The sequence below is a fragment of the Microbulbifer mixtoriginis (SeqCode) genome (assembly GCF_052467705.1).
Window position 1 is genome coordinate 394,189 of record NZ_CP174322.1, and the last position, 24,591, is coordinate 418,779.

The 24,591-nt window shown below is 48.9% G+C and carries 21 protein-coding genes; 7 read left to right on the plus strand and 14 right to left on the minus strand.

Annotated features, from left to right (window positions below; translation table 11 throughout):
* Nucleotides 1–22: 22 nt before the first annotated feature.
* Nucleotides 23–556 carry an acyloxyacyl hydrolase gene (locus tag ACJJIB_RS01865; protein WP_444887678.1) on the plus strand — a complete coding sequence of 178 codons (534 nt, stop codon included), beginning with the start codon at nt 23–25 and terminating at the stop codon, nt 554–556.
* A 715-nt stretch (nt 557–1,271) separates the two neighbouring features.
* On the opposite strand, the gene ACJJIB_RS01870 is transcribed toward ACJJIB_RS01865, so the two are convergent.
* The 4 genes from ACJJIB_RS01870 to ACJJIB_RS01885 all read right to left on the minus strand — a co-directional run bounded on the left by ACJJIB_RS01870 (nt 1,272) and on the right by ACJJIB_RS01885 (nt 4,840).
* Nucleotides 1,272–2,336, minus strand: coding sequence for a hypothetical protein (locus ACJJIB_RS01870; protein WP_444887679.1), 1,065 nt, complete (start codon nt 2,334–2,336; stop codon nt 1,272–1,274).
* 392 nt (nt 2,337–2,728) lie between these two features.
* Nucleotides 2,729–3,127, minus strand: coding sequence for an ApeA family protein (locus tag ACJJIB_RS01875; protein ID WP_444887680.1), 399 nt, complete (start codon nt 3,125–3,127; stop codon nt 2,729–2,731).
* A 27-nt stretch (nt 3,128–3,154) separates the two neighbouring features.
* Entirely contained in the window at nt 3,155–3,652 is a 498-nt protein-coding gene (locus ACJJIB_RS01880) for a hypothetical protein (RefSeq protein ID WP_444887681.1), read from the minus strand.
* A gap of 300 nt (nt 3,653–3,952) precedes the next feature.
* Nucleotides 3,953–4,840: a LysR family transcriptional regulator gene (locus tag ACJJIB_RS01885; protein WP_444887682.1), complete on the minus strand. Its 888-nt coding sequence runs from the start codon at nt 4,838–4,840 to the stop codon at nt 3,953–3,955.
* A 124-nt stretch (nt 4,841–4,964) separates the two neighbouring features.
* Here ACJJIB_RS01885 and ACJJIB_RS01890 point away from each other — a divergent pair, with 124 nt between their 5' ends.
* Nucleotides 4,965–5,741: a ferredoxin--NADP reductase gene (locus tag ACJJIB_RS01890; protein WP_252084055.1), complete on the plus strand. Its 777-nt coding sequence runs from the start codon at nt 4,965–4,967 to the stop codon at nt 5,739–5,741.
* A gap of 140 nt (nt 5,742–5,881) precedes the next feature.
* Entirely contained in the window at nt 5,882–6,442 is a 561-nt protein-coding gene (locus ACJJIB_RS01895) for a lipocalin family protein (RefSeq protein ID WP_444883334.1), read from the plus strand.
* On the opposite strand, the gene ACJJIB_RS01900 is transcribed toward ACJJIB_RS01895, so the two are convergent.
* The 10 genes from ACJJIB_RS01900 to ACJJIB_RS01945 form a co-directional block, all read right to left on the minus strand.
* Complete coding sequence (locus ACJJIB_RS01900) at nt 6,434–8,125, minus strand: hypothetical protein (protein WP_444887683.1); 1,692 nt, start codon at nt 8,123–8,125, stop codon at nt 6,434–6,436. The genes ACJJIB_RS01895 and ACJJIB_RS01900 overlap by 9 nt on opposite strands.
* Entirely contained in the window at nt 8,122–10,350 is a 2,229-nt protein-coding gene (locus ACJJIB_RS01905) for a hypothetical protein (RefSeq protein WP_444887684.1), read from the minus strand. Before ACJJIB_RS01905 ends, ACJJIB_RS01900 begins: the two co-directional genes overlap by 4 nt.
* Complete coding sequence (locus ACJJIB_RS01910) at nt 10,343–11,548, minus strand: BatA domain-containing protein (RefSeq protein WP_444887685.1); 1,206 nt, start codon at nt 11,546–11,548, stop codon at nt 10,343–10,345. Before ACJJIB_RS01910 ends, ACJJIB_RS01905 begins: the two co-directional genes overlap by 8 nt.
* Before the next feature lies 1 nt (nt 11,549).
* Complete coding sequence (locus ACJJIB_RS01915) at nt 11,550–12,452, minus strand: DUF58 domain-containing protein (RefSeq protein WP_444887686.1); 903 nt, start codon at nt 12,450–12,452, stop codon at nt 11,550–11,552.
* A 5-nt stretch (nt 12,453–12,457) separates the two neighbouring features.
* Entirely contained in the window at nt 12,458–13,456 is a 999-nt protein-coding gene (locus tag ACJJIB_RS01920; protein ID WP_444887687.1) for an AAA family ATPase, read from the minus strand.
* Between the two features lie 2 nt (nt 13,457–13,458).
* Nucleotides 13,459–14,184, minus strand: coding sequence for a DUF4159 domain-containing protein (locus ACJJIB_RS01925; protein ID WP_444887688.1), 726 nt, complete (start codon nt 14,182–14,184; stop codon nt 13,459–13,461).
* A gap of 204 nt (nt 14,185–14,388) precedes the next feature.
* Complete coding sequence (locus ACJJIB_RS01930) at nt 14,389–16,020, minus strand: TldD/PmbA family protein (RefSeq protein ID WP_020413793.1); 1,632 nt, start codon at nt 16,018–16,020, stop codon at nt 14,389–14,391.
* 27 nt (nt 16,021–16,047) lie between these two features.
* Entirely contained in the window at nt 16,048–17,379 is a 1,332-nt protein-coding gene (locus tag ACJJIB_RS01935) for a TldD/PmbA family protein (RefSeq protein ID WP_444883341.1), read from the minus strand.
* Nucleotides 17,380–17,414: 35 nt separating this feature from the next.
* Nucleotides 17,415–19,046 carry a TldD/PmbA family protein gene (locus ACJJIB_RS01940; RefSeq protein WP_444887689.1) on the minus strand — a complete coding sequence of 544 codons (1,632 nt, stop codon included), beginning with the start codon at nt 19,044–19,046 and terminating at the stop codon, nt 17,415–17,417.
* A 208-nt stretch (nt 19,047–19,254) separates the two neighbouring features.
* Entirely contained in the window at nt 19,255–20,637 is a 1,383-nt protein-coding gene (locus tag ACJJIB_RS01945; RefSeq protein ID WP_444887690.1) for a nicotinate phosphoribosyltransferase, read from the minus strand.
* Between the two features lie 295 nt (nt 20,638–20,932).
* Here ACJJIB_RS01945 and ACJJIB_RS01950 point away from each other — a divergent pair, with 295 nt between their 5' ends.
* From ACJJIB_RS01950 to ACJJIB_RS01965, 4 genes are all read left to right on the plus strand, one after another.
* Entirely contained in the window at nt 20,933–21,388 is a 456-nt protein-coding gene (locus ACJJIB_RS01950; protein ID WP_444887691.1) for a hypothetical protein, read from the plus strand.
* Between the two features lie 226 nt (nt 21,389–21,614).
* Complete coding sequence (locus tag ACJJIB_RS01955) at nt 21,615–22,217, plus strand: PspA/IM30 family protein (protein ID WP_444888890.1); 603 nt, start codon at nt 21,615–21,617, stop codon at nt 22,215–22,217.
* Nucleotides 22,217–22,870 (plus strand): YqiJ family protein, encoded by a 654-nt coding sequence (locus ACJJIB_RS01960; protein ID WP_444887692.1) that lies wholly within the window; start codon nt 22,217–22,219, stop codon nt 22,868–22,870. The genes ACJJIB_RS01955 and ACJJIB_RS01960 overlap by 1 nt, the downstream gene beginning before the upstream one ends.
* Complete coding sequence (locus tag ACJJIB_RS01965) at nt 22,871–24,580, plus strand: flotillin family protein (RefSeq protein WP_252084070.1); 1,710 nt, start codon at nt 22,871–22,873, stop codon at nt 24,578–24,580.
* Nucleotides 24,581–24,591 lie beyond the last annotated feature (11 nt).

Genomic DNA, 24,591 nt, shown 5'->3' on the forward strand with positions numbered 1-24,591 from the left:
ACCTTTAAATAAGGGATAGCAGATGAAGTGGATACTGGCTGTAGTTTCAATAATTTTCTTAGCTCAGCCAGTATTAGCTGACGAATTGTTGTTAAGTTTTGGTGGTGGACCACAGCCGGATTCAAAACAAAATAACAAGACCTTTGGCTTAGACTACTCCTTTAAAACGTTTGAAAAGAGTTATCGGCAGCATATTGATATAGGTGTAAGTTACACAGAAATTAGTACTAGTGCGGATGAAAATAAACGCATAAGGGCTTTTTCCATTTACCCGCAGTTAAATTTGTACCCAAGGCAAAGAAGTTGGGGGCAACCCTTTTTCTTTGTTCGAGCATTGGGCCCCAGTTATATATCCAGTAACTATTTAGGCGATCGACGCCAAGAGCACAACTTTTCTTTTCAGGCGCAGGTGGGTTATGGCGCAAGAATTAACTGGAGGAAAAAGGAGGATCTAGTACTAATGGTGTCTTGGAAGCACTTTTCAAATGCTAATTTGTTTGATGAAAATGATGGCTTAGATTTTCCGTTTGTCATTAATTACGGTATTAAGTTTTAACGAGCTTGTTGTATAAATTTTTTGTAATTTTTAAATCAAAAAATGTTTTCTTTTAGTGTTGGTGATGATAAGTATTTTTGTTTTTTTAAGTAAAATTTTGAGCTGCCCATTAATGTTGACTGCCTGTGATTTTAATGAATTACAATGTTTTATATTTAAACGTTGTTGAGTGTCAAAATACTAGGTGCGGGATTTAGTGTGCAGGGATTAGAGGCCCTAGGATTTAGATTCTGCCCCAACATTAGTGATTTTGTAGTTTCTTATTGTTTTAGTCAGAATCAGCTAATGGAGTTAAAATAAGAACTTTCTGATTGGAGGTCCCTTTCAAATGAATATGAAGCTTGTCTTTTTATAGAGTAATTTTTTCTCCGCTCTAAACTGTGACAACCAAGATTGTTATGAAATAGCTTCATATTTGATTAAAAAATTTTAACTGAAAAATAGACAAAGAAGTTTTTGAACGATTTTTAATGCGTCGTGATAATATCATCTATTACTCTCACATAAATAAAATTAAAAATTGCAGAGAAATACATTCCATTTTAAATATGAAATATTTCTGGAGTGCTATTTTTAAATTCTGCTCTTGTAATATGTTTCATTCGAAATTTACGATTGAAATTAATGCTGTTAATTATACTTGCCTTTAAAAAAGCAGAGTAAAATATAAAGTTGAGCAATTTTACTCTGCAAGTTAGCCTATTAATTTTAAATCTTACTTGACATTCACCTCTTTAAAGCTTGATCTTGCATATCGTCTTAATTTTCGATGCACATCATCTTGTGATAGATCTTGAAGAAACTTTACATATTTTTCATTTTTAGATGCTCCAAGAATTTTACAAAACCATGCTAAAGCATCAACCATATAGGGATCTTTGCTGTATTTTAGCTTCATTATTTTTTTGGCAAATAAATCTAACTCACTAACAGAAAGGTTATCTGTTTGGTAATAGCTAATTCCCAGTTCGCGAAGGAATATTGGATCATTGCTATTCAACTTATGAGTTAATTCCAGCTTAATATCTCTTATATTTGGAACTATTTTTCTTGTATATAAAGTACCAAAAAATTCATAGAAATATATTTCTCCTAGCTCATTATATTTGAATATAGTTTGTCGAAAAGGTCTAAACAAGCTGGAAGATAACTTTTCTATATTGTCTGGACGGCCAATTTTTTTAACAATGGTCTTGTCGGTTTCTCCACCTCTAATTTGTAAATAAATTTCTTCTTTAGTGTTTGATTGTGAGTATCCTTTTAGTTCATTGCTTGAGATATATCCTGATTTTCCATTTGTATGTGCATATATACTTGAGACTATTTCTCCACTATTATCTTCAATCCATATGGCACGATAATTTTTTTCTAAGATACCCTTTATCAAGTAATCATGATTATTTTGGGGGCTAAATTCTAAAGTTGCTTGAATTGTATATTCATTTTCAGAATCTAGTAATCCTAATATTGGTGCTGAATATACGTTTTTACCAATTATATTAATTTTTAGTGGTCGAGATGGAATTTCTCGAATATATCCAGAAGGATATATTACTCTTCCTTTGTTATTGGAAGTTTTATATGTTATATCTAGAGCATTCTCTACTAAAATTTTATCAACTGATTCAGCATAAAAAAACTGTGCTTCGCCCAAACCTACTTGGATAAAAGTATCACTGACAGTCGCTCGACCTCCGGTATAGCCCTCTGGAAATATTGGTTGATAATTGGTACATCCACTCAATATTGCAACTGTGATCAATAAAAATATTTTATTCATGTACTGCTTCATCCTTTATATAAGTACATCATTAGATTTTAAATCAATTTTTTTTCTAGCTATGTATGAATTTCATGTTTTAAGAGCGTAATTTAATACGTTTTAAATTACCGTTATAAAAAAGATTTAATCTCAGTATTTTTACTTAATCAAGGCTGCGATAGAATTTTATTTTCTTAATCCAGCAGTTACTTCATTCTTGCTTATCTGAAATTAAAATCTTCTTGGTACTGATTGATTATTCTTATGAGAAATTGTAAGTAAGTTTTATATATTTTTTGAAAAAAATAGCATGTGTCATTAAGTTTATAAAGTGAAGAATAGAATAAATAAAATTACATTTCCTTTTATAGTAGTCCCCGCTTTAGTATTAACTGTAGCGGGGTGAGAAATTAAATTGAAAGTTTCTTAATAATCGCGTCATTCAAGTTACGTACCCAGCGATTGTAATTTCTGTGGATAGTGTAGTATTTTTCATTGTAATCAAGTAGGTTGCTGTCCTTGTAAGTAATGCTATAGCTATCCATATCGTATTTGATATCCGCTTCAGCGTGATGTTTGCGAACGTTAATTGAAGCGATTATTTGTCCAGGGGCGACCTCACGACAAGTCCAGTTTCTTGCTATACATCCCGCGATAATTGATTTTTTAATGGTATCCTGAGTTTGTGCAGAACCATCAAGGCGGTCAGGAATACTTCTATCTTGGATATTCATAACTGGATTGCTGGTGCAGCCAGAGAGAGTTAATGCAAAAGCCGCAGAGAATAATATTTTCTTAAAGTTTTTCATTTAAATATCTTATTGTTAATTTTAGGGTTAAATTTCGTGGCTTTTCTTCATCCACTTGGCTACATCATTACCAAGTGTATGAACACAACGCTGGAGAACTTGGCAAGAACTCTTAAAGTTTGCACCAAACCCACCACCAGAATTCCTGGTATTAGTAAAACTGTCTACTAATTTTCCATTATTGTAAAGTTCCGCTTCAATAGATACCGACTTTCTATGTCCTAACCAAGCGTTACCAGAACTCAGGGCATTTAGAATACTTAGTTTGAGGTTATAGCCCTCTGACTGAGGATTTAGTTCAGACGTTGAAGATATATAGTATCCATATTTACTAAGAAACTTCTGGGTCGAATTAGAAAACTGTGAACCGAGATTCGGGCATTCACTAAGTATATTGGCAGCAATTACTTTCTCATCATGATAGTGAGCTGCTGAATTGATCTTAATGACATCTTTTGCCATTGCTAAAGAAGAGATACTTAAAATTGTACCAGCTAGTACGACTTTAAACCCGCTGATATTCATATTGCCTCAAAGGAATAATACAACTGCCAGGAAGTATACAGATGTAGCCAAATTGATAAATTGTCGAATTTTTATGCACGATAATTTACCAGATAAGAAAGCCTGACAATAGTGGTTAAACGAACTTTAGGACAGATGATTTTTCACTGAAAAGTAATATAGCGGAACTCAATATTCATTTTATACCCATCAGTCATCTTTAAATTTCTCGACACTGACAAATGTATATTGCCGTCAAAAGCTAAAATTTAGCAGTTGATACCGTAGTGCTCGGAAAACTAAATCTCATTGGGGGTTCATTTAATTGATTTCGATGGATTGGCATAACTCCAACCATCGCTCAATCCCCGCACTTCTATATTTTTGTCGATGAAGGGCGAAATAAAATTCTCTGTGGAAATTTCTCTGCGATACCGGCAATTCGATCAATGAACCCCGCTTCAGGGCATCAGCTAAAGAGACTCTAGATAGGCAGCTGATACCGAGCCCAGCTTCCACCGCTCGCTTAATTGCCTCTGTATGCTGAAGCTCCAACAAAATATGGAGTTTTGGTAGTAGTCCGACCATTGCACGCTCAAAAGTCTGACGTGTGCCGGAGCCAGGTTCCCGGGTAATCCAGGTGGCTTTGAGCAGATCTTTGTCTGTCAGGCGCTTGCGTTTGGCCAGGGGGTGAGAGGGGGCGCAAAAGACGACTAATTCATCACTGCGCCAGGGAATCATTTCCAGATCTGGGTGATTAAACTCGCCCTCGATAAGCCCAAGGTCTAACTCAAAGTTGAGCACCCGCTCTGTAATTGCCGAGGTATTGGCGACTTCCAGCTCCACTCGTGTGCCGGGTTGCTCTTCCATGTATAGCGCCATTACATTCGCTGCCAGGTAATTGCCAATAGTTAGGGTTGCCCCTATTTTTAGGCGCCCCAGATCGCGATGACTGGCGAGGCTCTGTTCTAATTCCTGTGCCCGCTCCAGCAGTTCCTCCGCCTTGGGCCATAGTTGCCTACCCAGCTCATTCAGGCGCAGGCGCTTGCCGGTGCGCTCGAATAAGCGCAGCTCAAACTGTTGTTCGAACTCTTTTAGGGCGGTGGAGGCGGCAGACTGGGACATGCTCAGGCTTTCTGCCGCGCGGCTCACATTCTCGTGGTGGGCACAGGCCAGGAATACCTCCAGTTGGCGCAAGGTATAGCGCAAAGGGAATTCTCCACTTAATCGTTAAAATAGATAAGGAATATCGAAATATCCCACTTTGCCAATAGATCTTCCAGAGCTAAAATTCAACTATCAAGAGACTCGTGGAATAACCGGTTTTAAGTTTATGTCCAAATTGAATATAGAGAAGGTGTTGGATGTCCATCACTGGAACGACACGCTGTTTAGCTTTAAGACCACCCGAGATTCGGGTTTTCGCTTTGAGAACGGACATTTCACGATGATCGGTCTGCAGCAGGACAACGGCCGTCCACTGCTGCGTGCCTACTCCATTGCCAGTGCCAACTACGAAGATGAGCTCGAATTCTTCAGCATCAAGGTACCCGATGGTCCCCTGACTTCTCGTCTGCAGAAAATTGTGCCGGGCGATGAGATCTATGTGAGCCAGAAGCCCACCGGTACTCTGGTTGCGGATCACCTGTTACCTGGCAAGCGTCTGTGGTTGCTGTCTACGGGTACTGGTTTGGCACCTTTCATGAGCATTATTAAGGATCCCACTGTCTACGAGCGTTTCGACCAAGTGATTCTTACCCACGGGGTGCGCTATGTCTCTGAGCTGGCTTATCAGGAACAGATCGAGAATGAGCTACCTGAGCATGAGTATTTTGGTGAGATGGTGCGTGAGCAGCTGCTCTACTACCCCACTGTAACTCGTGAGCCTTATCGTAATACCGGCCGCCTGACCGACTTGATGCTGACCGGTAAGCTCTTTACAGATCTCGATGTGCCCAAGCCGAATGTCGAGGAAGACCGCTTTATGTTGTGCGGCAGCCCAGCAATGCTGAAAGATCTCACCAATATCCTAGATGACTGGGGATTCAAGGAGACACGCGCAGGTGTACCGCACGAGTATGTGATTGAGCGCGCTTTCGTCGAAAAGTAAGTTGGCCTGTCCACCCATAAAAAAACCACCCTCAGGGTGGTTTTTTTATGGGTGAAATACAAACGCTCGAAACTATCCTGACCTTGTGAAACCCTTACCTTCTATTTTGATTCGAGGGTGAATTTGCTGGGAGTGGCTAGATGAAGCGGTTTTCGCTGGGAGTACTACTGTTTTCCTTCCTGTGGCTAGGTGCCTGTACACGAGTGCCGGAGGGGGTTGAGCCCGTACAGAATTTCCAGCTGCAGCGCTATTTAGGCCACTGGTATGAGATAGCCCGCTTGGATCACTCTTTCGAGCGGGGCCTGACCCTGGTAACGGCGGACTACAGCCTCAACCCCGATGGTTCTGTCGCAGTGGTGAATACCGGTTATTCACAAGCGCGTGATGATTGGCAATTGGCGAGAGGGAAGGCTGAGTTTGTTGGCGCAAAAGATGTAGGACACTTGAAAGTTTCTTTCCTTGGGCCCTTCTATTCTTCCTATATCGTGATTGCCCTGGCAGGCGATTATCAATATGCGATGGTTTCCGGCTATAACAAATCCTATCTGTGGATATTGTCCCGCACCCCGACTATGCCCAAGGATGTTCTGGAGCGGTTTTTACAGAAAGCTAAGGCGATGGGTTATCCCGTCGATCAGCTGATTTTCCCCAAGCAGGAGGCGCAGCCGGGTAATAAACCCTCCGCGCAGTCTTCAAGATAAGGGCCTGTTCAAGATTCTTTGCTCCCTCCACCAGCTTGTGCAGACCAATAACAGCAAAATCAGAGCCGGCCATTGGCGTTCAATCGGCTCTTTGTTTGTGTGGGTATTAGCTATTGGTCCCAAACGCGCGGCGGCCATTTGTCGGGTCTCCCTGGCATTTACAGACTGCTGCCACTGAGGCCAGTCCTCCTTGGCAAAGATATAGAAATCCAATGTCGCTTCGCCCTTCAAATCCGTCTTAAGCTGATGCCAGCCAGAACCCTGTGGCCAGAAGCTGTAGCACTGGCCCTGGGAATTACTACTTACGGCGACACCACTGATGGGTAGGGAGTTTTCTTGGGAGCTTAATAATATTGGTCTCTGATCAGAAAAAAATGGGCTGCATAGGGTGATGCGTTCCTGAGTCCGCGGCAACTTATTGGAGAGGGTTACTGGTTGCTGACTTCCCAAGTGTTTGAGCTGGTAATCAATAATCGACTTCCACAGGCTGGCGAATTCAGTAGCAAACCCACTGGTTAGCCAGCGGTGGCTGTCGCTAAATAGAATAAAACCCAGATGCTGCGTCTGGGTTGAACGTCCCCAGAAAAGGGGAGTTTCTTCATTATCCAGTAAGAAGTCACTGGAGCTGGGCTGCACGGCTATAAGGCCTAGATTGCGCAGTGGGGGAATCTCCGGATTGGCCGCTTTTTGGTAGCCAAAGCCGGAATGTAAATGGGGTGCTTCTCCCCTTTGCAGAGGCATGGAATGGCCAGCAGCGTATTGGAGAAACTCTTCAGAGCTATCGTCACTGACTAACCATAACAGTGACTTTGTAGTGGCCAGCTCGTTGAGCTGATGCTTTTGTTGAGAGGAGAGTTGCGGCCACAAACGGCTATCGAGAATGACTAAATCGAAAGGACTTTCCTTTGTGAGTAGATCCGCAGACTCGGTAAGTGGAAGCCCATTGAGAGTCTCTTTTCTACTAATTTCAGGTGCCAACTGGGTCATCACCTGTGCCGCTACACCGGATTGACGCAGCCAGCGGGAGAGGGCGGCTGCCTCAAAAGAGGGGCGTGCCAGCCACAGTAACAACTTGGGCTGGAGCGGTTCTCGCACCAGGATGGGTAAGGGATCTGTATGGATTTCGCCGGCTTCGTTCTCCGTCCTTACTCGGTATAACTGGGGGCCTGCGAGTTTTGGAGTGGCAGTGAGTTGTGCCTGAATTGCTTCTCCCACTTTCAGCTCAAGACTGTCTTCAATATGGCCGTAGGGATTGAGCAGACTAATTTGTCGGTTTTCAGTCAGTGGCTGGTTGTTGTGAACCTTTAACTTTAAAGAATCACCCAGGGTAATTCGCCGCTGCCAGTTGAATTCCCAACTGTTATCAGATTCCTGGATCTTCGATAACTCCAGGCGCACTGGTGCCAGGTCTCGCAGTTTGTCGCGGCCGAGTGGCTCCCCATTGAGGGAGATATTTTCCACACCATTGAGATTTATTGGATGTGAGCTCGCCAGCTGTTTGCTGTCGATAGAGATATTGCGCTCGGCGGGAATGATTGCCGGCGGCTGCCAAAGTATCCAGGCGCTCAACCAAATCGCCAGTTGCAGGCCATAGTCGAACGGCTTGGCGCCACGGCGGCGCAACAGAACGAGTGATACTAAACAGGCCAACAGGCACAGGCCGGGTATCAAGAAATCAATCACAATGACTTCTCCCCTTGCTGGTTCAGCCAACGGCTGAAATGGCCGTCTGCCTCAGTTTGCAAAGGCAGTGAAGGCGCAGATTCCGGTGCTGGCAGTAGCTGATAGAGCAGCTGATTCAGGGATTTTGTGCAATCAATGCAATTCGGTTGCTGGTGGCGCTGCTGGTATAAACGCAGCTGTTTGGACAGCTCCAGGCCAAGATCTAATGATTGCTCTGTGGCTAGCTCATTTATCTGCACCAGCAGATCGGTATCGAGTTCGGCACCAGAGTCTACTTGGGCCATTAGGGCGAGCACCTGTGCTCTTTGTTTTTGTTCAAAGGCACTGTCGAGGGTTTCTGGCGCTACGTCTTCCCGTTCGCCGCTAAGCCGACGGCTTTCGTCTATGGGGGGCGCCTCGAACCCGACTCTTTGTAAGTAAATACGCGAAGCCTGCTGTACTTCCTTGATAAAGCGCAGAGCCCGGTGCTGGTGGGGCAGGGAGGCTTGGGGCTCTATAACCGACAGGTCGCGCCAGGAACTCCACATGGCATTCAGCGCGTTGCGCAGTAGCTCCTTGGTTTGGGGGTCGAACAGGGTGGCATGCTCTGAGCTGTCATGCCGGTGTCCGGCAGAAGCAGCTATGCGCTCTGCCTGTTGGAAATGGGAATCTCGCTGTGCAAAGGGAGTGGCATTTTCTTCGCCATGTGACTGGTGCTCACCTTGTTCTGTATGATCGTGGCTATGGCCGTGTTCGGATTCTTCTTTATCATCGTGCTTCTCGCTCTCTGCTCCAGAATGCTCCGCTTCTGAATCCTCTTCGCCGAGAAAGCGGCCGTAGCGCATGCGCAGCAAATTCTGTTCATAGGCCAAACCCTCGGAGCGTTTGCGAAACTCCTGCGGATGCAGCTGCTCTCGCTCGGCTAGCAAGGCCTCGGTGTCAATAATCAGCTGGCGTTGGCTGCGGAAGTATTCCGGCAATATCTTAATCGCCATCCCCTCGCTGTCACTCAGCCCGAAAATCTCTTCTTGCGGCCAGCGCAAGATAAAGTGTTGGCTCTTGGCAACGTTGGCGCTGGGCTCGCGGTTATCCCTGGCCTCCAGATACCAGTAGAGTTCATCTCCCGCTTCCATGGAAAACTGGTGGATGGGCAGGAGGAAATCGTAGCGAGCTGCTTTCTTATCTTCCGAGGGGGTTGTTGATAAAGCAGTGGATTGCAAACTGGTGAGTGCAATACGCTCTTCGCGAAAACGTAAATTTTCCCCGGTGCCGCTGGCGAGGGTGACCAATAAATCCGCAGAGCTCACCTGGTAATCATCATTAATGATTACTTTCACGGGAATACCCTGGGTGCTCCCTTGAATGGTATCGACGCGCAGGCTGGGTGCCTCAAAGGTAAACTCCGGAGCATTGTCTTTTTGCACCCGAATATTATGAATTTCCGGCAATAGCATTTGGCTCTCCGCGAGTTGCACTGAGAGCTGGTAAAAGTCTGCTTTAGCGATCGTGCGTTGTAATTGCCATTTTTTACTGGGTAGATCACCTAGTGGAGAAAAGGCGAAGCGCTCAGTTTCGGCCAGCATTTCCAGCCCTTGCACCGGTTGATTCAATTCAAGTTGCCACTGGACCGCAGACTGCTCCGGCACATCGATTTGTAGGGATTGGTTGTTGGCTGTGAGCCCAGTGTAGGCGGGCGGCTGAATATGGGTTGCCGCGCGTGTTATGGCGAGCTTATCGGCAACGGGAATAGCTGTATTTTGTTGCGTGGTCTCAGTTTTATCCACGGTGAAGTGAGAATCGCCCAGTACAAATAACAACAGTCCCAGGCAGGCACCGAAGGCATTTGTCAGGGTACTGCGGAGTTTTTTTGGACCGAAAGACGACCGGTCGCCACTTTCCAGCAGTTGTTGCAGCTCTGTTTCGATACGCGTGCGCTGTAGTTGCTGCAATGGACTTAGGTTGGTTTTCTGTTGGCTAAGCAACTGGCTGCTGTCTTGCAGCTGTGGATATTGTCCATCCAACTGTCGACATAGGCTTTCAGGACTAGGGCGCCAGCTGCGATCCAATAGAATTGCTACAACAGTAATTCCGAGCCAGGCGAGCAATAGCCACTGTGGCCAGCCGAATACAAAAATGCCCAAGCCAGCCAGAAGGCTGAGGCCAGTGGCAAGCCAGAGATAGGGCCGAAGGGCTGTCAGTTGCCAGCGCCTGCGCACAGCGTTAAGGGTGGACTCACGCTTATCCATGGTCGGCCTCCCCGTTACTATCGGTTGCCATGATGACTGCGGGTCGCGATAGGACAATTAGGCGTTCAAAAGCCAGAAGTAACAGTAGGGCGGCTATTAACCAGGGTTGCAGTTGTTCAATACGGCGGTTTTCTACCTCGCTGTCTTCTACAGGAAGGCCTGCCACTACTTTATTGGCAGACCAGTGGCCACGATTTTGGTGTTGCAGAGCCCAGTCTTGCCCAGACCAGTGCTGCCATAAACGTTCAGGTAAATCTGCGCGGCGATAAAAGGCCTCGCTGTACCAGTCACTTTCGTAGCGCAGCCAACTTCCCCGTCCCACTGAGGCCGCTTGAGCTGACTGGCTGTTATCCACAGCAACGAAGTTGAGATTATCGGCAGGGGGGATGCTGTTGTCGGTGATTAACAGGCCGCCGCCTGCAACAAATTCCAGCACGGCTTGTGGCAGGGGAGCGGGGCCTGTGTAGATTAACCAATCTGCCTGCTCGGCATTGGGTGTCTCTTCTTGTTCCTGAATATGCACCGATAGTCCCGGCATATTGCTGTGCCAGTCTTCCAGCACTGGCGCCCACCAGCTGGGTGGTTTGCCCATTAAAGCGATACTCGGTAATACCGGGCTCGGAGCTATGGATGTTTTGTCGAGGCCGTGCCACTGCCAATGGGGACTGACTCTTAGTGCCTGGTGGGATGCTGGAACCCCGTTGTTTATCAACAGGATATGAGCCCTGCGCAAATCCGCCCGGCGTGATAGTACTGATAGAGTTTTCCACAGGTCCACATTTTGTGGTGGGGGTGAGGTTACGGAAGGTGTTTCTGGGGATAACCACAGTACTTTATAACCTTCCCCGACAAGCTGTGGCAGTGAATTGTGGATAAATGTATTCGCTTCGCCCGCCCCAATTCTGGGGTCTACCAGTATCACGCCCTCTTGGGGATAAATTTCCCGTTTAATCAGCGGCTGTGCCAATAAACCTGCCAGCAGTACGACGATTAGCAGGCGCAATAGCAGCAACCACTTGTTATCCACAATAGGGCGGCGCGCGCGACTCTGTGAATATCTTTGTACCCATTGCAGCGCAGCAAAGGAGATCTGCTGTGGATTACTTCGGCGCAGCAAATGAATGGCGATAGGGATAATCAGGGCTGTGAATAGCCATAGCCACTGTGGGGATTGAAATAAGTTATTTATCCACAACATCTCAGCACAACCTGCCGTGCAGTTGAATAAATTGCCGCAGTGACTTTTCCACAGGCTGCTCGATGAGGTCGGTCTGCAGTGAATACTCCAGTGTGGCAAAGCGTGCTTTTAACTCCCTCTGCGCTTGAGCAAAAGCATCCAGGTAAGACTGGCGTTGCCGCTCGGCATCCACTTCTAAAGTAGCGGGCGTACTGGCGCTTACTTCTGGATTGAGCAGCTTTAGCTCTCCGCCAAAAGGAAAAGTCTGTTCTGCCTCAATTAACAATTGCAGTGGCAGGCAGGGGCGGCCGGCGGCATGCAGGCGTGCGGCAAAATCGCCGATCTCATTACCCTGTTCAAAAAAATCACTCAGTAACACCACCTGACAGGGCCGCTCAAAGTATTGCCACAGTGGCGCCAGTTGAGTGTGATCTGGCCAGTGGTCGCTGGCGTCGAGTTGTTGTAGCTGAAGAGCGATTTGACGCTGGTGGCTCTCGCCCTGGCCTTCGGGCACATAAACCGTCCGACGGCTGTTAAACGCCAATAGGGAAAAGCTGTCTCCCTGGGCGTTGAGCAGCCAGCACAGGCTGGCGATCCAGCACTTGGCGTAATGCAGTTTATTCAGGCTGGGCTCGATAAAACTTGCCTGGCCCAGGGAGGCGCTGCTATCGAGTACAAAGCACACGTGCATACGGCTCTCCTGCTCGGTCTCGCGCACATAGTAGCGATCGCTGCGGGCGAACAGTTTCCAGTCGATATGGCGGATGGAATCACCCGCTTGATAGCCTCGGTATTGGTGAAATTCCAGACCGGTGCCACGGCGCTGGCTGTGTTGCACACCGAGCATCACGCCCTCGGCGATATGCCGCGACAGCCACACCAGGTCGCGACAACTGGCCAGGGTTTTGGGGGACAGGTATTCCACGCTGATCAGTCCCGGCCCGGTTCCGGCACCGCCGTCAGTAATTCATCAATCAGCTGTGGCATCTGCACGCCATCGGCCTGGGCCTGGAAGCTGAGCAGCACCCGGTGGCGCAGCACTGGCAGTAACAAGCTGCGGATATCCTCGCGGGTGATGGCGAGGCGTCGTTGCAAAAGGGCCCGTGCCTTGGCGGCGAGAATCAGAGCCTGCCCCGCGCGGGGGCCGGCGCCCCACTTGATCCACTGTTGCAGGGTATCGCTGCCGCTGGTTTCCATACGGGTAGCGCGCACTAGTGCCGCCACGTAGCGGTACAAATCGTCGCTGACATGAATTTCCCGCACCAGTTTCTGCATTTCGCGCAATTGCTCCGCATCCAGGCTGGGGCTGGGTTTGACCCTGCTGGCACCGGTGGTGGAGCGCAGGATTTCCACTTCATCCCGCTCATCGGGATAGTCGATATGAATATTTAACAGGAAGCGGTCCAGCTGAGCTTCCGGCAGTGGATAGGTGCCGGCCTGCTCGATGGGGTTCTGTGTGGCCAGTACGAAATAAGGATCGGGCAATTTCAGTGTTTTACCGCCCACCGTTACCGAGCCTTCCTGCATGGACTCCAATAGGGCTGCCTGGGTTTTCGGCGGTGTGCGGTTAATTTCATCGGCGAGCAGGATATTGGTGAAAACCGGGCCCTGCTGGAATTTAAAAAAGCGCTTGCCGGTGCTGTGATCCTCTTCGAGGATCTCACTGCCGAGAATATCTCCGGGCATTAAATCCGGGGTGAACTGCACCCGCTTAAAATCCAGCGCACTGGCATCGGCGAGGGTTTTTACCAGCAGGGTCTTACCCAGCCCCGGCACCCCTTCGAGCAGGGCGTGGCCCCCAGCCAATAGGCAGATCAACATCTGCTCCACCACGGGTTTCTGGCCGACAATCACTCGCGCAATCTCTTGTTGGAGATTGTCGAGGCTGTGCAGTTGTTCTTCGATACTATTTTCCAGGGTGGTCAGCATAATCAGCTCGTCAGTGCGTAAATAACAATGTTCACCGCAAATTTTGTGTTATCGATGGCGAGCCAGCGTTTGTTGCGGTAGTCGTAGTCCCATTCGCAGCCGAAATCTTTGTTGCTGTAGAGCACGGCGATACGGCCGTTAACAACAATGGCTTTCAGGTAGTCGTGTACCAGATCATCACCCCAGCCATTTAATTCAAAGCTGGTTACCGGCAGTTCATCGAATTGAAAGAAACAGCGGTAGATGTCGTGATCGTCCGGGAGCTTTTGCAGGCAGTCTTCGCCAAACAGCTCGGCCATTTGCGCTTCGAAGGATTTGGCAAAGAGACCGTCGATATCGTGGTTGCAGTCGTCGACAAATACAAAGCCACCACGATTGACGTAATCGCGAAAATTCTTTGCCTCTTCCGTAGTGAATTGCACCAGCTTGTGTCCCGCCAGGTAGCAGAAAGGCGCCAGCAGCATTTTCTTATCGGCCAGCGGCACTATGTGCTCTTTGGGATCGACCCTGAGATTGGTGTATTCCACCAGTGAATTGAGCAGGTTGGAAGGCATGCGCTGATCCACATCCCAGTCACCGGACTCGTACATCAAGCGGGTGAAATAAAAATCGTAGTGCTCCTGCGCACTACCCGGTGCGGTATTTTGTGCGCGTGTGCCCAGCGGCAGCGCTGCGGCGCAGCTACCCAGGATCAGGCGCTGGAGAAAAGCCTTGCGGGTGAGGGACACGGGATAACTCTGTTACTGCGTTGGTTTATTGTTAGCTAGAAAGGAAAGTAGGTACTTCACTCAAGACCGTATGAGGCATGGATGCCGATTACGAGCGTACAGGGACGTATTAACAGCGTGTCTTGAGTGAAGTGCCTGCTTTCCTTTAATCATAACGCTAGGGCCATACCGGTTATCCGGCCTGACCCCTGCGTGGATCAGTGATTAGCCCAGCTTGCGCTTGGTGTTAATCACATTGATACCGTCGAAGCGTGCAGTGGAACTACCGTGGGATACCGCACTGGTTTGCATCGGCTGTCCCTTACCGTCAAAGAAGGAACCACCCAGGCGGTAATCATCTTTGTCGCAGACCTGCGAACAGGCATTCCAGAATTCCTGGGTGTTGGACTGGTAAGCGACGTCCTCCACCATGCCGGTAATCTTGCCGTCTTCAATCTCGTAGAACAGCTGTCCACCGAACTGGAAGTTGTAGCGCTGCTGATCGATGGAGAAGGAACCGGCACCCACAATATAAATGCCTTTCTCCACATCCTTGATCATATCGTCAACACTCAGCTCCTCCTTGCCAGGCAACAGCGAAACGTTGGACATACGCTGGAACTGCACGCTGGACCAACTATCTGCGTAGCAGCAGCCGTGGGATTTCTTTTGCCCCAGCATATGTACCTGGTCGCGGGTGGCTTGGTAGTTCACCAGTACGCCGTCTTTTACCAGATCCCAGTTGCGGGTCTTCACGCCTTCATCGTCGTAGCCGACGGCGCCGAGAGAGCCGGGTTGTACCTTATCGGCAAACAGGTTGACCTTGTCGCTGCCGTATTGGAATTTGCCGCTGCGCCATTTATCGATAGTGGCGAAAGAGGTGCCGGCAAAGTTGGCCTCGTAGCCGAGCACGCGGTCCAGCTCCAGCGGGTGGCCGACGGATTCATGGATGGTGAGCCACAGGTGGCTTGGGTCCAGCACCAGGTCGTACTTGCCTGGTTTGACCGATTTAGCCGTGAGCTTTTCCTTGGCTTGTTGCGCCGCCAGTCGCGCGTCTTCGGCCATATCGTAGGAATCGCGGTAGAGCACTGTCTGCGCTTGGATCTTGTCTTCGGCGCGGCCATCCAGATATTCAAAGCCGCGTCCTACCGGCTGGCTGAGGCCCTGGCGGGTACGGAAGCCGCCAGTTTTCTTGTCCACTGCGGTGACCGAGAAGGGCGCCCACAAACGGTGAACATCCTGGTCGATATAGGAGCCGTCGGTAGAGGCAAAATACTTTTGTTCATTCACCAGGTACAACATGGAATTGATATAGCTGGCGCCGGCATCCATAGCGGACTTGTTCACGTCCATTAACAGGTCCACCTTGTCGGCCAGGGGGATCTGCATAGCGTTTTTCTGGATGGGTGTCTGCCAGCTCACCTCGCCGTGGCCTTTTACCGGAGCCAGCTGTACTGGTTCCTGCTGGTACTTGGAGTTGGCCTTGGCCGTGGCTACTGCCTGACGGGTGGCGCGGGCGACGCCATCGGCGGTCAGGTCATTGGTGGCAGCAAAGCCCCAGGTGCCATTAGCAATAACCCGAATGCCCATGCCGATAGATTCGGTGTTCACCACGTCCTGCACTTTCATCTCGCGGGTGATTACGTATTGATTCAGGTAGCGACCAATACGCACATCGGCATAAGTGGCGCCGAGTTTAGTGGCGGTATTCAGGGCGACATCGGCAAATTCTTTTTTTACCGAGAGATCAATACCGCTTTGGGTCAGTTTGCTCTCGGCCACCAGATTGCCGGACAGCGGCAACATGGAAACACCCAGGCCGGCACCGCTGAGCTGGAGAAATTTTCTTCTATCCATTTCGTTATCCTCAAGTGGTGCTGGCGGTTAAACGGCGTCAGAAAGGCTGCTGAAAGTAAAGTCGCGTACTTTCAGTGCGGGAATCATGGCGGACATGCCCCACATACCCACTCGCTGGGGGACGCCCATATCTTCGATATTGTTGAGCATGATTACCGGGCTCTCGTTGAAGCGGAAGTTCTTCACCGGGTATTTAATCTTGCCGTTTTCGATATAGAAGGTGCCGTCGCGGGTGAGGCCGGTGAGCAGCATGGACTGCGGATCGACCATACGGATATACCAGGTGCGGGATACCAAAATACCGCGGCGGGTATTTTTGATCAGTTCTTCGGTGGTTTTATCGCCGCCGATCATAATCAGGTTTTTGGGCTCGGGGACCACTTCGCCTTTGCTTTGCTCGGCCCAGTAGCGGCTGCGCGCCAGGTTTTTCACTACGCCGTCTTTCACCCATTCGGTGCGCCCCAGCTGCATAAAGTCACCGTCGGTCCAGGGTTGGGCCGGCACATCGAGACTGGTGGGATCGGAGTAGAAATTTACGCGCTTGTCGAACATCTTCTCGCCGGTGCGGTTGCCGCCGCCCTTTTTGCTCATAAAGCTGCGGCCTTCGTCGGCACTGCGCGCATCGAAGCCGCTCATCATGTAACCCACCAGGCCGGACACTGCATTGGGCTCCAGGATCACGGTGTACTTGCCCGGTTCCAGGGCGCGGGCTTCCTGGGACAGGACCGCTTTGTCGATGGCGACAGAGGAAGTGCTGCCGGTATTCATTGCGCCGAAATCGGTAACATCACTTTCGGCCCAACCGGAGCCCAGGCCATTCTCGGTGCGCATGGTTACGGTGAAGTTGGCTGAAGTGGAGGCGTGGTAGCCGAACAGGCCTTTACTGGTGGCGACTGCGGCAAAAGAGCGCTCGTCTTCCAGGTAACCCGCGGCAACCACCTTCTTTTCCTTGGCCGCAATAATGGAATCTGCGGCTGCCTTGGCGCGCTGGTCTGGAGTGATATCTGCGGTGGACTTGGCAAAACCGTCCACGCTGACATATTTCTGTGGTCCCAGCATCGGCATGGCTTCAGGATTTTCCGGGGACAGCTTGGCCAGCTCTTCCGCGCGACGCATCACTTTTTCCAGGGAGGCATCGCTGAATTCGTTGATGGTGGCTACGCCCGATTTCTTGCCGAAACGGGCCTCTACCGCCAGCTCGATATCGTTGACGATGCCACTGGTGGAAACACTGTTGCGCGCATAGCGAATATTGCCGGTCTCGCTGCCGGCCAGCTGCGCGCTGGCTTCATCGGCGCGGCTGTATTTCAAAACCTTATCGAGAATACGCTTCGCTTCACTTCTACTCAGAATTGCCATTGCCTTTTCTCCAATTACTTATTCTTGTGCGCCCTTCAGGAAATCTTGCGCTTGGTATTGATTACATTAATTTTGTCAAAACGGGTGGTGGAGCAGCCGTGGGATACCGCACTTACCTGGCTGGGTTGGCCCTTGCCATCGAAGAAGGTTCCGCCCAGGCGGTAGTCGCTGTTGTCGCATATCGCCGAGCAGGAATTCCAGAATTCCTGCGTGTTGGACTGGTAGGCAACGTCTTCAACCTGGCCGACGATCTCACCGTTTTTGATCTCATAGAACAGCTGTCCGCCGAACTGGAAGTTGTAGCGCTGCTGATCAATGGAGTAGGAGCCGCGCCCGACGATGTAAATGCCTTTTTCCACATCGCGGATCATGTCTTTGGCTGAGTACTTCTTCTCTCCCGGAGCCAGGGAGACATTGGGCATGCGCTGGAATTGCACGCTGGACCAGCTATCGCCGTAGCTGCAGCCGTGAGATTCCTTTTGGTCGATCATATGCACCTGATCGCGAGTGGCCTGGTAGTTCACCAGGATGCCATCTTTCACCAGATCCCAACGCTTGGTTTTAACCCCTTCGTCGTCATAGGCGACGGCACCGAGGGAGCCCGGTTGTACCTTGTCGGCAAACAGGGTGACTTTGTCGCTGCCGTAGTGGAATTTACCGCTGCGCCACTTATCCAGGGTGGCGAAGGAAGTTCCGGCATAGTTGGCTTCGTAGCCCAGCACGCGGTCCAGTTCTAATGGATGGCCCACAGATTCATGGATGGTCAGGCATAGGTGCGAGGGTTCCAGTACCAAGTCGTACTTGCCCGGATCGATGGATTTGGCCGATAGCTTGGCTTTGGCCTGCTCTGCCGCGAGCACGGCATCCTCGGCCATATCGTAGGAGGCTTTGTAGAGCGTGGTCTGTCCGCGAATTTTGTCTTTGTCGTGGCCAGCCAGGTATTCATAACCCCTTCCCACTGGATCGCTGAGGCCATTACGCGTTTTGAAGGCCCCACTTTTCTTATCTACAGCGGTCACCTGCATGGGCGCCCACAGGCGGTGGATATTCTGGTCGATATAGGAGCCGTCGCTGGAAGCAAAGTATTTCTGCTCATTGACTAAATACAGGGAAGAGCGGATATAGCTGGCTCCGGCTTTGAGTGCCCCATTGTTAACATCCATCAGGAAATCGACTTTCTCACTGATGGGCACCTGCAGGGCATTCTGTTTGATCGGTGTCTGCCAGGAAACCTCGCCTGCGCCTTTAACCGGTGCCAAGCGCACGGGCTCGGTCTGGTATTTGGCGTTGGCCTTGGCAACGGCAACCGCCTGGCGTGCGGCGCGGGCAACGCCATCGGCAGTCAGATCGTTGGTGGCGGCGAAACCCCAGGTGCCATTGGCGATTACGCGGATACCGGCGCCGAGGGATTCGGTATTGACGATATTCTCCACGTTGGTTTCGCGGGTCATCACGTACTGGTTGAGATAGCGACCGATGCGCACATCGGTATAACTGGCACCGGCTTTGCGCGCCGTATTCAGGGCGACATCTGCCAGGTGTCGTTTGTGCGAGCTGTGCATGCCCTCATTGAGCAGTTGCTCGGCGCTGACCTGAATACCCTGCAGTGGTAATAAAATACCACTGGAGCCGACGCCGGCGATCTTGAGGAATTTTCTTCTTTCCATTGGCTACCTTTATCCCCCCATAGCGTTTGGGGGTGTGCTTATTGTTATTGTGCCCGATACATACAAGAGGCCCGGCCGGGCGCCTTGTCCAGACAACAAACCTATACAGGTAACAGGCCATGATTGCTTTTGTAAAGTGTTGGTTCGGTGAAATGAGGTTTGCTAGGGGCAAATGGTTACGGAAAGAGGAGGGGTATGAATCAAGTTGCTAAATGGCTGCGCGCTGGCGCACCTCAGCAAAAGTCGTTTCTATAAGCAAATTGCCGTTACGAAACACTGGTCTCAGAAAATTCTTGTATTGATTTACATCCTCCAGACGAATGGTTCTGAAGTCGCCATTCTCGCATTGAATCAGGGCCAGGCGTCCGCGCTTGGATTTTTTCTCTGGCCCTGTGCGCGGGTCCTTGTAGATGTCTCGCCAGATACCGTTGATGCGAATAGCACTGGCTTTCATGGCAAAGCTCATTAAGTCCCTGTCGACTTTTTGCAGCAGTCCGCCGCCCATACCGAAAGCGACATTCTCGGCACTCTGCTTATGCTTCTGCATTGCCTGCAGTATTTTGGGGATAGTGAAGCGGGAGATACTATCTCCTTGGATAACACGAATATACTCAGGCAAAACACGGTAACCTTTGCTGTTGGTGTGAGCTCCAAATATATGCATCAATCGCTCTATACAATCGACAACAATCTGTACAGGGTTGCCGGAGTCTGGGCGGATAACCAAGGTCCCACCACTGTTTTGAATCGTGTTTTTTAATTGGCCACCCCAGATATTTTCCACTGCATGCCATAAATCATAGCTATCACTGACCACCGCAACGGTTTTATTTTTTCCGGAAAAATGTTGCAGAATGTTCTGATAGGCCAATGCTTCCCCATCCCGGCCCCAGGCGGTAATGGTGCTATGCTCCGCAGCCGGAATAGAAAATCCAGGCATATCGGCATGGTAAAAATTTCTCGCACCTAATATTCCTGAGAGAGTATCTGTTCCGTAAAAATTCACTAGATGAGCCATACCGCCCAACGTGGCACTTTCCAAGCTACTGGCCCCACGCGCACCGAAATCGTGTAATTGAAAGGGGAGACTCTTCTGGCTGTCGGCAGTTTGCTGTAAATAATGCGCAATGATTTTTTTGATTTCCCGGCTCTGTGTGGCGACAGTACAGGGATACCAGAGAGCGCGCACCAGTGCGGTCTCAAGATAACTGGTCAACCAAAAACAGGATGGGCAGATATTAACAATTTGTGCCATAACATTGTGTAAAGGAATAATGCTTCCCTCCTCTACAGCACAAATCTCTAAAGGCAGCAGCCCTCGATGTTTACTGACGATATGTTCCCAGCCCGCGCGATTAAAGGGCAAACCGTGGGTTTCTAGTAGCTTTTTTGCCTCTTCGATATTGGCAAATGTGATAGGTCTTTGTAGGTACTGTTTAATAAAAGCTTGTAAACCAAAAAATACCGTTTCAGAAAATTCCCCGCCGCGGCACTCGATATAGCTGCTAATAAATTCCGTACCTGGTGGATATTGCAGGTAGTGGCTGGCTTTATAGCTATCGACATTGAGAATCAGGTTTTCTATCGACATTACATCCGTCAGTTGGCGATGGAACTATAGGTGTGTCGCCAAAAGCCTGTTTCTGGGTGTGAAAACAAAAATATTTGTGCGGGAATTTATCCCTGTAAGGATGTGTAATTTAAAACAACTGGCGGTAATCAGAACAAATCCTTACAAAAATCCCCTGAATTATAGATAACACAATCAACAAAAGATTATTTTTCCACACCGGCTGGTTCTGTCGTACCAATAGGTCATGCGAGTTTTAATTGACCCTACACATAGTGGTGTGTACTTTTGTATACATGGCAAGCAAGGGATCATTATGCTCAATAAAACACAATCTATATCGGCACGCCTATCGGCGGAAGATTATGCATATTTGATGTCGATTGATCGCAATGGGGCGGTGACCCAAAGTGAAAAAGTACGCGAAATTATTGCACTGGCGAGAGAGTCTATTGGCGGGGATTGTCTTTCCCGCAGCTATCTCTCCTCTGCAGAGGCCATGCTGCCGTTAAAGGCTCGTTATCTGGAGGAAAACCAGCGGAGCCTGTTGATTGAGGCGGTAATGGACCTGCTCACAGAAGGTGCCGCCATTATCCAAAATGTGGCCGGTAAAGAGCCAATGGCACCGGAATTAGAGAAAGACTTGTTGCCAAGTGTCGAGGCTTTCCTGGAAAAAATGTTGCTGTTGTCACAACAGAGCAGTCCACGCAGCATTCACCGTGATTCCGCCGTGAGAATTCGTGAACGCCTTGAAAGTGAAACTGCGGAATAAGTATCTGCGCAAATGAGTTTTATGGTTAAGCAAGCGGCAGAATTACTGTTGAAATAAAAACGGTAAATCCACAGTCTGTTGTGGTAAGTACTTAATAGAGTTTGTCAGATCTTGAGGGACTTGGTCTGGCTTTGGTGGAAATTAAACAGTAAAAGGAAAGAAAATTTTGAGGGAAGGATTAATTAAGCGCATTTCACGCTTAATCTCTGTGTCTGCGAATACAGTTGTGGACTCAGTTGAAGCTGCTGCGCCAGAGTCAGTGATGGAACAGGCAATCCGGGATGTGGATGATGCGATTAAGGATGTGCGAGATCAGCTAGGGAAAGCAGAAGCATCTAAATATCTAAATAGTAGAACGTTAAACGAAGAAAAAACACGTCATAAACGTTTAGCTGAACAAATTACCATCGCTGTAAATGAAGGTCGTGATGATTTGGCTGAAGTCGCCATCGCCAAGCAAATGGATATTGAGGTGCAGCTTCCAATTTTAGAGAAAGCGATCAGTGAAAATGAGATAGAAATAAAGGAACTAGGTTCTTATATTCTTGCTTTGCAAGGTAAGAAGCGTGAAATGCGTGAGCAATTACAGGAATTTATTGCAGTCAATAAAAATGCAAGAGGTAGCGTTGTTACTGATGAATATGGTAGGGATAGAAAGTCGAAAGCCCAGGTAGAACAAGCTACAGATGCATTTAATCGAGCAATAGGTAGTACAGCTATATCGACATTTGATTCCGAAATAGATGCCAGTAAGTTAGCAGAGCTTGAGGAGTTTGCACGAAATAATCGTGTGAAAGAACGTTTAGCCAAAATTAAATCGGGGGGCTGATGATATTCTTGTTGCAAGATCAAAACCTGATCTTCACTGGCGCGCTACTTTTAATGTTTATGATAGCGCTTCTTGAAGGCGTGATGACATTGATTGGTGTTGGTATTTCAGACTTACTGGATAACGTACTACCAGATTTTAATGTTGACGTACCAGACACAGGGTTATCTGGGGGGATGACTAAACTACTCGGATGGTTACGTTTTGGGGAGGTGCCTGCACTTATCCTGTTAGTTACTTTTTTGCTTGGTTTTGGAGTAACGGGCCTATTAATCCAAATACTCATGGAGTCATTCTTTGGGTATCTATTGCCGGGCGGTTTACTTGCTGTCGGAGTCCTTTTCCTGGCTCTCCCCCAGGTACGTTTTGTTGGCAATATCATGCGACGCTTTGCCGTGGGTGATGAATCTGAGGCGGTTGAGAGAAACTCCTTTATTGGCCGTGTAGCGATTATTACGATCGGCAGAGCAGAAATCGGTTCACCGGCAGAGGCGCGTTTTAGTGATGAATATGGAACCACACACTATGTAATGGTGGAGCCAGATGAGAGTGAAAAATTTAATCAGGGGGATAAGGTGTTACTGGTTGAAGAGCTGGGAGCACATTTTCGAGTAACTCGCCCCAGCAGTATACATCTTATGGAGAATAACTAAATGGAGAATCTAGCAGTGATAGGAAACCTTCCGATTATGGTATTTATTGCCGGGGCTATATTAGTGGCCCTGATTGTTATTGGAACTATTTTTGCACGGCTTTATACCCGTGCCTCTAAAGAGCGTTCTTTTGTGCGTACCGGTATGGGTGGGCAAAAAGTTATTATGAATGGTGGTGCACTGGTATTACCGGTGTTGCACGAAATTATTCCGGTGAATATGAATACTCTGCGCCTTGCGGTATCCCGCAAAGAGCACCAGGCGCTGATTACCAAAGATCGCATGCGTGTCGATGTACTTGCGGAATTCTATTTGCGCGTGAAACCTGATGCCGAGGCGATTGCCAATGCGGCACAGACTTTGGGCCTACGCACTCTGGACCCCGAAGCCTTGAAGGAAATGATTGAGGGCAAATTTGTCGATGCGCTTCGCTCTGTGGCCGCCGAAATGGAAATGGCAGAGTTGCATGAACAACGCAGCCAGTTTGTACAAAAAGTACAACAGGTAGTTTCCGAGGATTTGTTGAAAAACGGACTGGAACTGGAGTCTGTTTCTTTGACCGGTCTGGACCAGACTCACAAAGAGTTTTTTAACCAGGATAATGTCTTCGATGCCGAAGGCCTTGCCAGCATGACTCGCTCCATTGAAGCGCGCCGCAAGGAAGTGAACGACGTTGAACAGGAAACTATGGTGCAGATCGAGAAGAAAAACCTCGAAGCCGAGCGCCAGAAGCTGGAAATTGATAAGGAAAAACGTTACGCCCATTTGGAGCAACAACGCGAGCTGGAAAATCGCGAAGCCGCACAAAAAGCTGATATTGCTCGTGAATTGGCCGCTCAAGACAGGGCTGCGCGTCAGGCAGAAATTGAAGCCCAGCGTGAAGTTAGCCAATCCCAGATTGCCGCAGAGCAGGCGACTAAACTGTTGGAGATTGAAAAGGAGCGCCGCCTGAGAGAGCAGGAAATTGAGCGCGAGCGTATTCTCGATGAGCAGCGTATCTCCAAAGAGAAATCTGTAGAGATTGCGGAGCAGGAGCGAGCAATTGCCGTTGCGGAAAAATCCAAAGAGCAGTCCCAGGCAGATCAGCAGGCCAACGTTGCACTGGCTGAAGCTGTAAAAGCCGAAGAGCAGGTGCGCACTGCCAAGGACGTGGAAGTGGCAGAGCGTGATAAGCGCATCGAGATTATCGAAGCCCAGAAAGTGGCTGAGCGTCAGGCTACCGGTATTAAAGTAATGGCCGAAGCGGAGAAGTCAGCTGCAGAAGATAAAGCCGAAGCACTTCGCCTGCAGGCTTCTGCAGAGGCAGAGGCAATTCGTATCAAGGTCGAAGCAGATCGCGAGAAATACGCAGTAGATGCTGAAGGTCAGCGTCTGATGAACGAGGCATACAACAGTCTCAGTGAAGCTCAGATTGCATTGAAGAAGGTGCTGAGCCTGCATGAGAATCTGCCCAATATTATCCGGGAAAGTGTTAAACCGATGGAAAGTATTGATGGCATGAAAATTATTTCTGTCGAAGGTTTAAATGGTGTGGATGGTCGTGCCTCCAGTGGAATTCTGGATGGAGAGTCGGAAGCTAAAGGCCAAAGCCTGCCGGAAGCTTTAGTCGGCAGTGCTCTGAAGCACCGTGCGATGGCCCCTTTGGTGGATTCTCTCTTGAAAGAAGCGGGTGTTGGCAACTTAAGTAAACCCGTTGAGACAGAGAGTTAATATTTTTCAGA

Excerpts from the sequence above, each read along its gene's own strand:
- ACJJIB_RS01910 (WP_444887685.1), bottom strand. The coding sequence starts at position 11,548 with ATGTTGTGGATAAATAACTTATTTCAATCCCCACAGTGGCTATGGCTA.
- ACJJIB_RS01905 (WP_444887684.1), bottom strand. The coding sequence starts at position 10,350 with ATGGATAAGCGTGAGTCCACCCTTAACGCTGTGCGCAGGCGCTGGCAA.
- ACJJIB_RS01895 (WP_444883334.1), top strand. The coding sequence starts at position 5,882 with ATGAAGCGGTTTTCGCTGGGAGTACTACTGTTTTCCTTCCTGTGGCTA.
- ACJJIB_RS01920 (WP_444887687.1), bottom strand. The coding sequence starts at position 13,456 with ATGCTGACCACCCTGGAAAATAGTATCGAAGAACAACTGCACAGCCTC.
- ACJJIB_RS01930 (WP_020413793.1), bottom strand. The coding sequence starts at position 16,020 with ATGGATAGAAGAAAATTTCTCCAGCTCAGCGGTGCCGGCCTGGGTGTT.
- ACJJIB_RS01875 (WP_444887680.1), bottom strand. The coding sequence starts at position 3,127 with ATGAAAAACTTTAAGAAAATATTATTCTCTGCGGCTTTTGCATTAACT.
- ACJJIB_RS01890 (WP_252084055.1), top strand. The coding sequence starts at position 4,965 with ATGTCCAAATTGAATATAGAGAAGGTGTTGGATGTCCATCACTGGAAC.
- ACJJIB_RS01865 (WP_444887678.1), top strand. The coding sequence starts at position 23 with ATGAAGTGGATACTGGCTGTAGTTTCAATAATTTTCTTAGCTCAGCCA.
- ACJJIB_RS01950 (WP_444887691.1), top strand. The coding sequence starts at position 20,933 with ATGCTCAATAAAACACAATCTATATCGGCACGCCTATCGGCGGAAGAT.
- ACJJIB_RS01870 (WP_444887679.1), bottom strand. The coding sequence starts at position 2,336 with ATGAATAAAATATTTTTATTGATCACAGTTGCAATATTGAGTGGATGT.
- ACJJIB_RS01880 (WP_444887681.1), bottom strand. The coding sequence starts at position 3,652 with ATGAATATCAGCGGGTTTAAAGTCGTACTAGCTGGTACAATTTTAAGT.
- ACJJIB_RS01940 (WP_444887689.1), bottom strand. The coding sequence starts at position 19,046 with ATGGAAAGAAGAAAATTCCTCAAGATCGCCGGCGTCGGCTCCAGTGGT.
- ACJJIB_RS01935 (WP_444883341.1), bottom strand. The coding sequence starts at position 17,379 with ATGGCAATTCTGAGTAGAAGTGAAGCGAAGCGTATTCTCGATAAGGTT.
- ACJJIB_RS01960 (WP_444887692.1), top strand. The coding sequence starts at position 22,217 with ATGATATTCTTGTTGCAAGATCAAAACCTGATCTTCACTGGCGCGCTA.
- ACJJIB_RS01945 (WP_444887690.1), bottom strand. The coding sequence starts at position 20,637 with ATGTCGATAGAAAACCTGATTCTCAATGTCGATAGCTATAAAGCCAGC.
- ACJJIB_RS01965 (WP_252084070.1), top strand. The coding sequence starts at position 22,871 with ATGGAGAATCTAGCAGTGATAGGAAACCTTCCGATTATGGTATTTATT.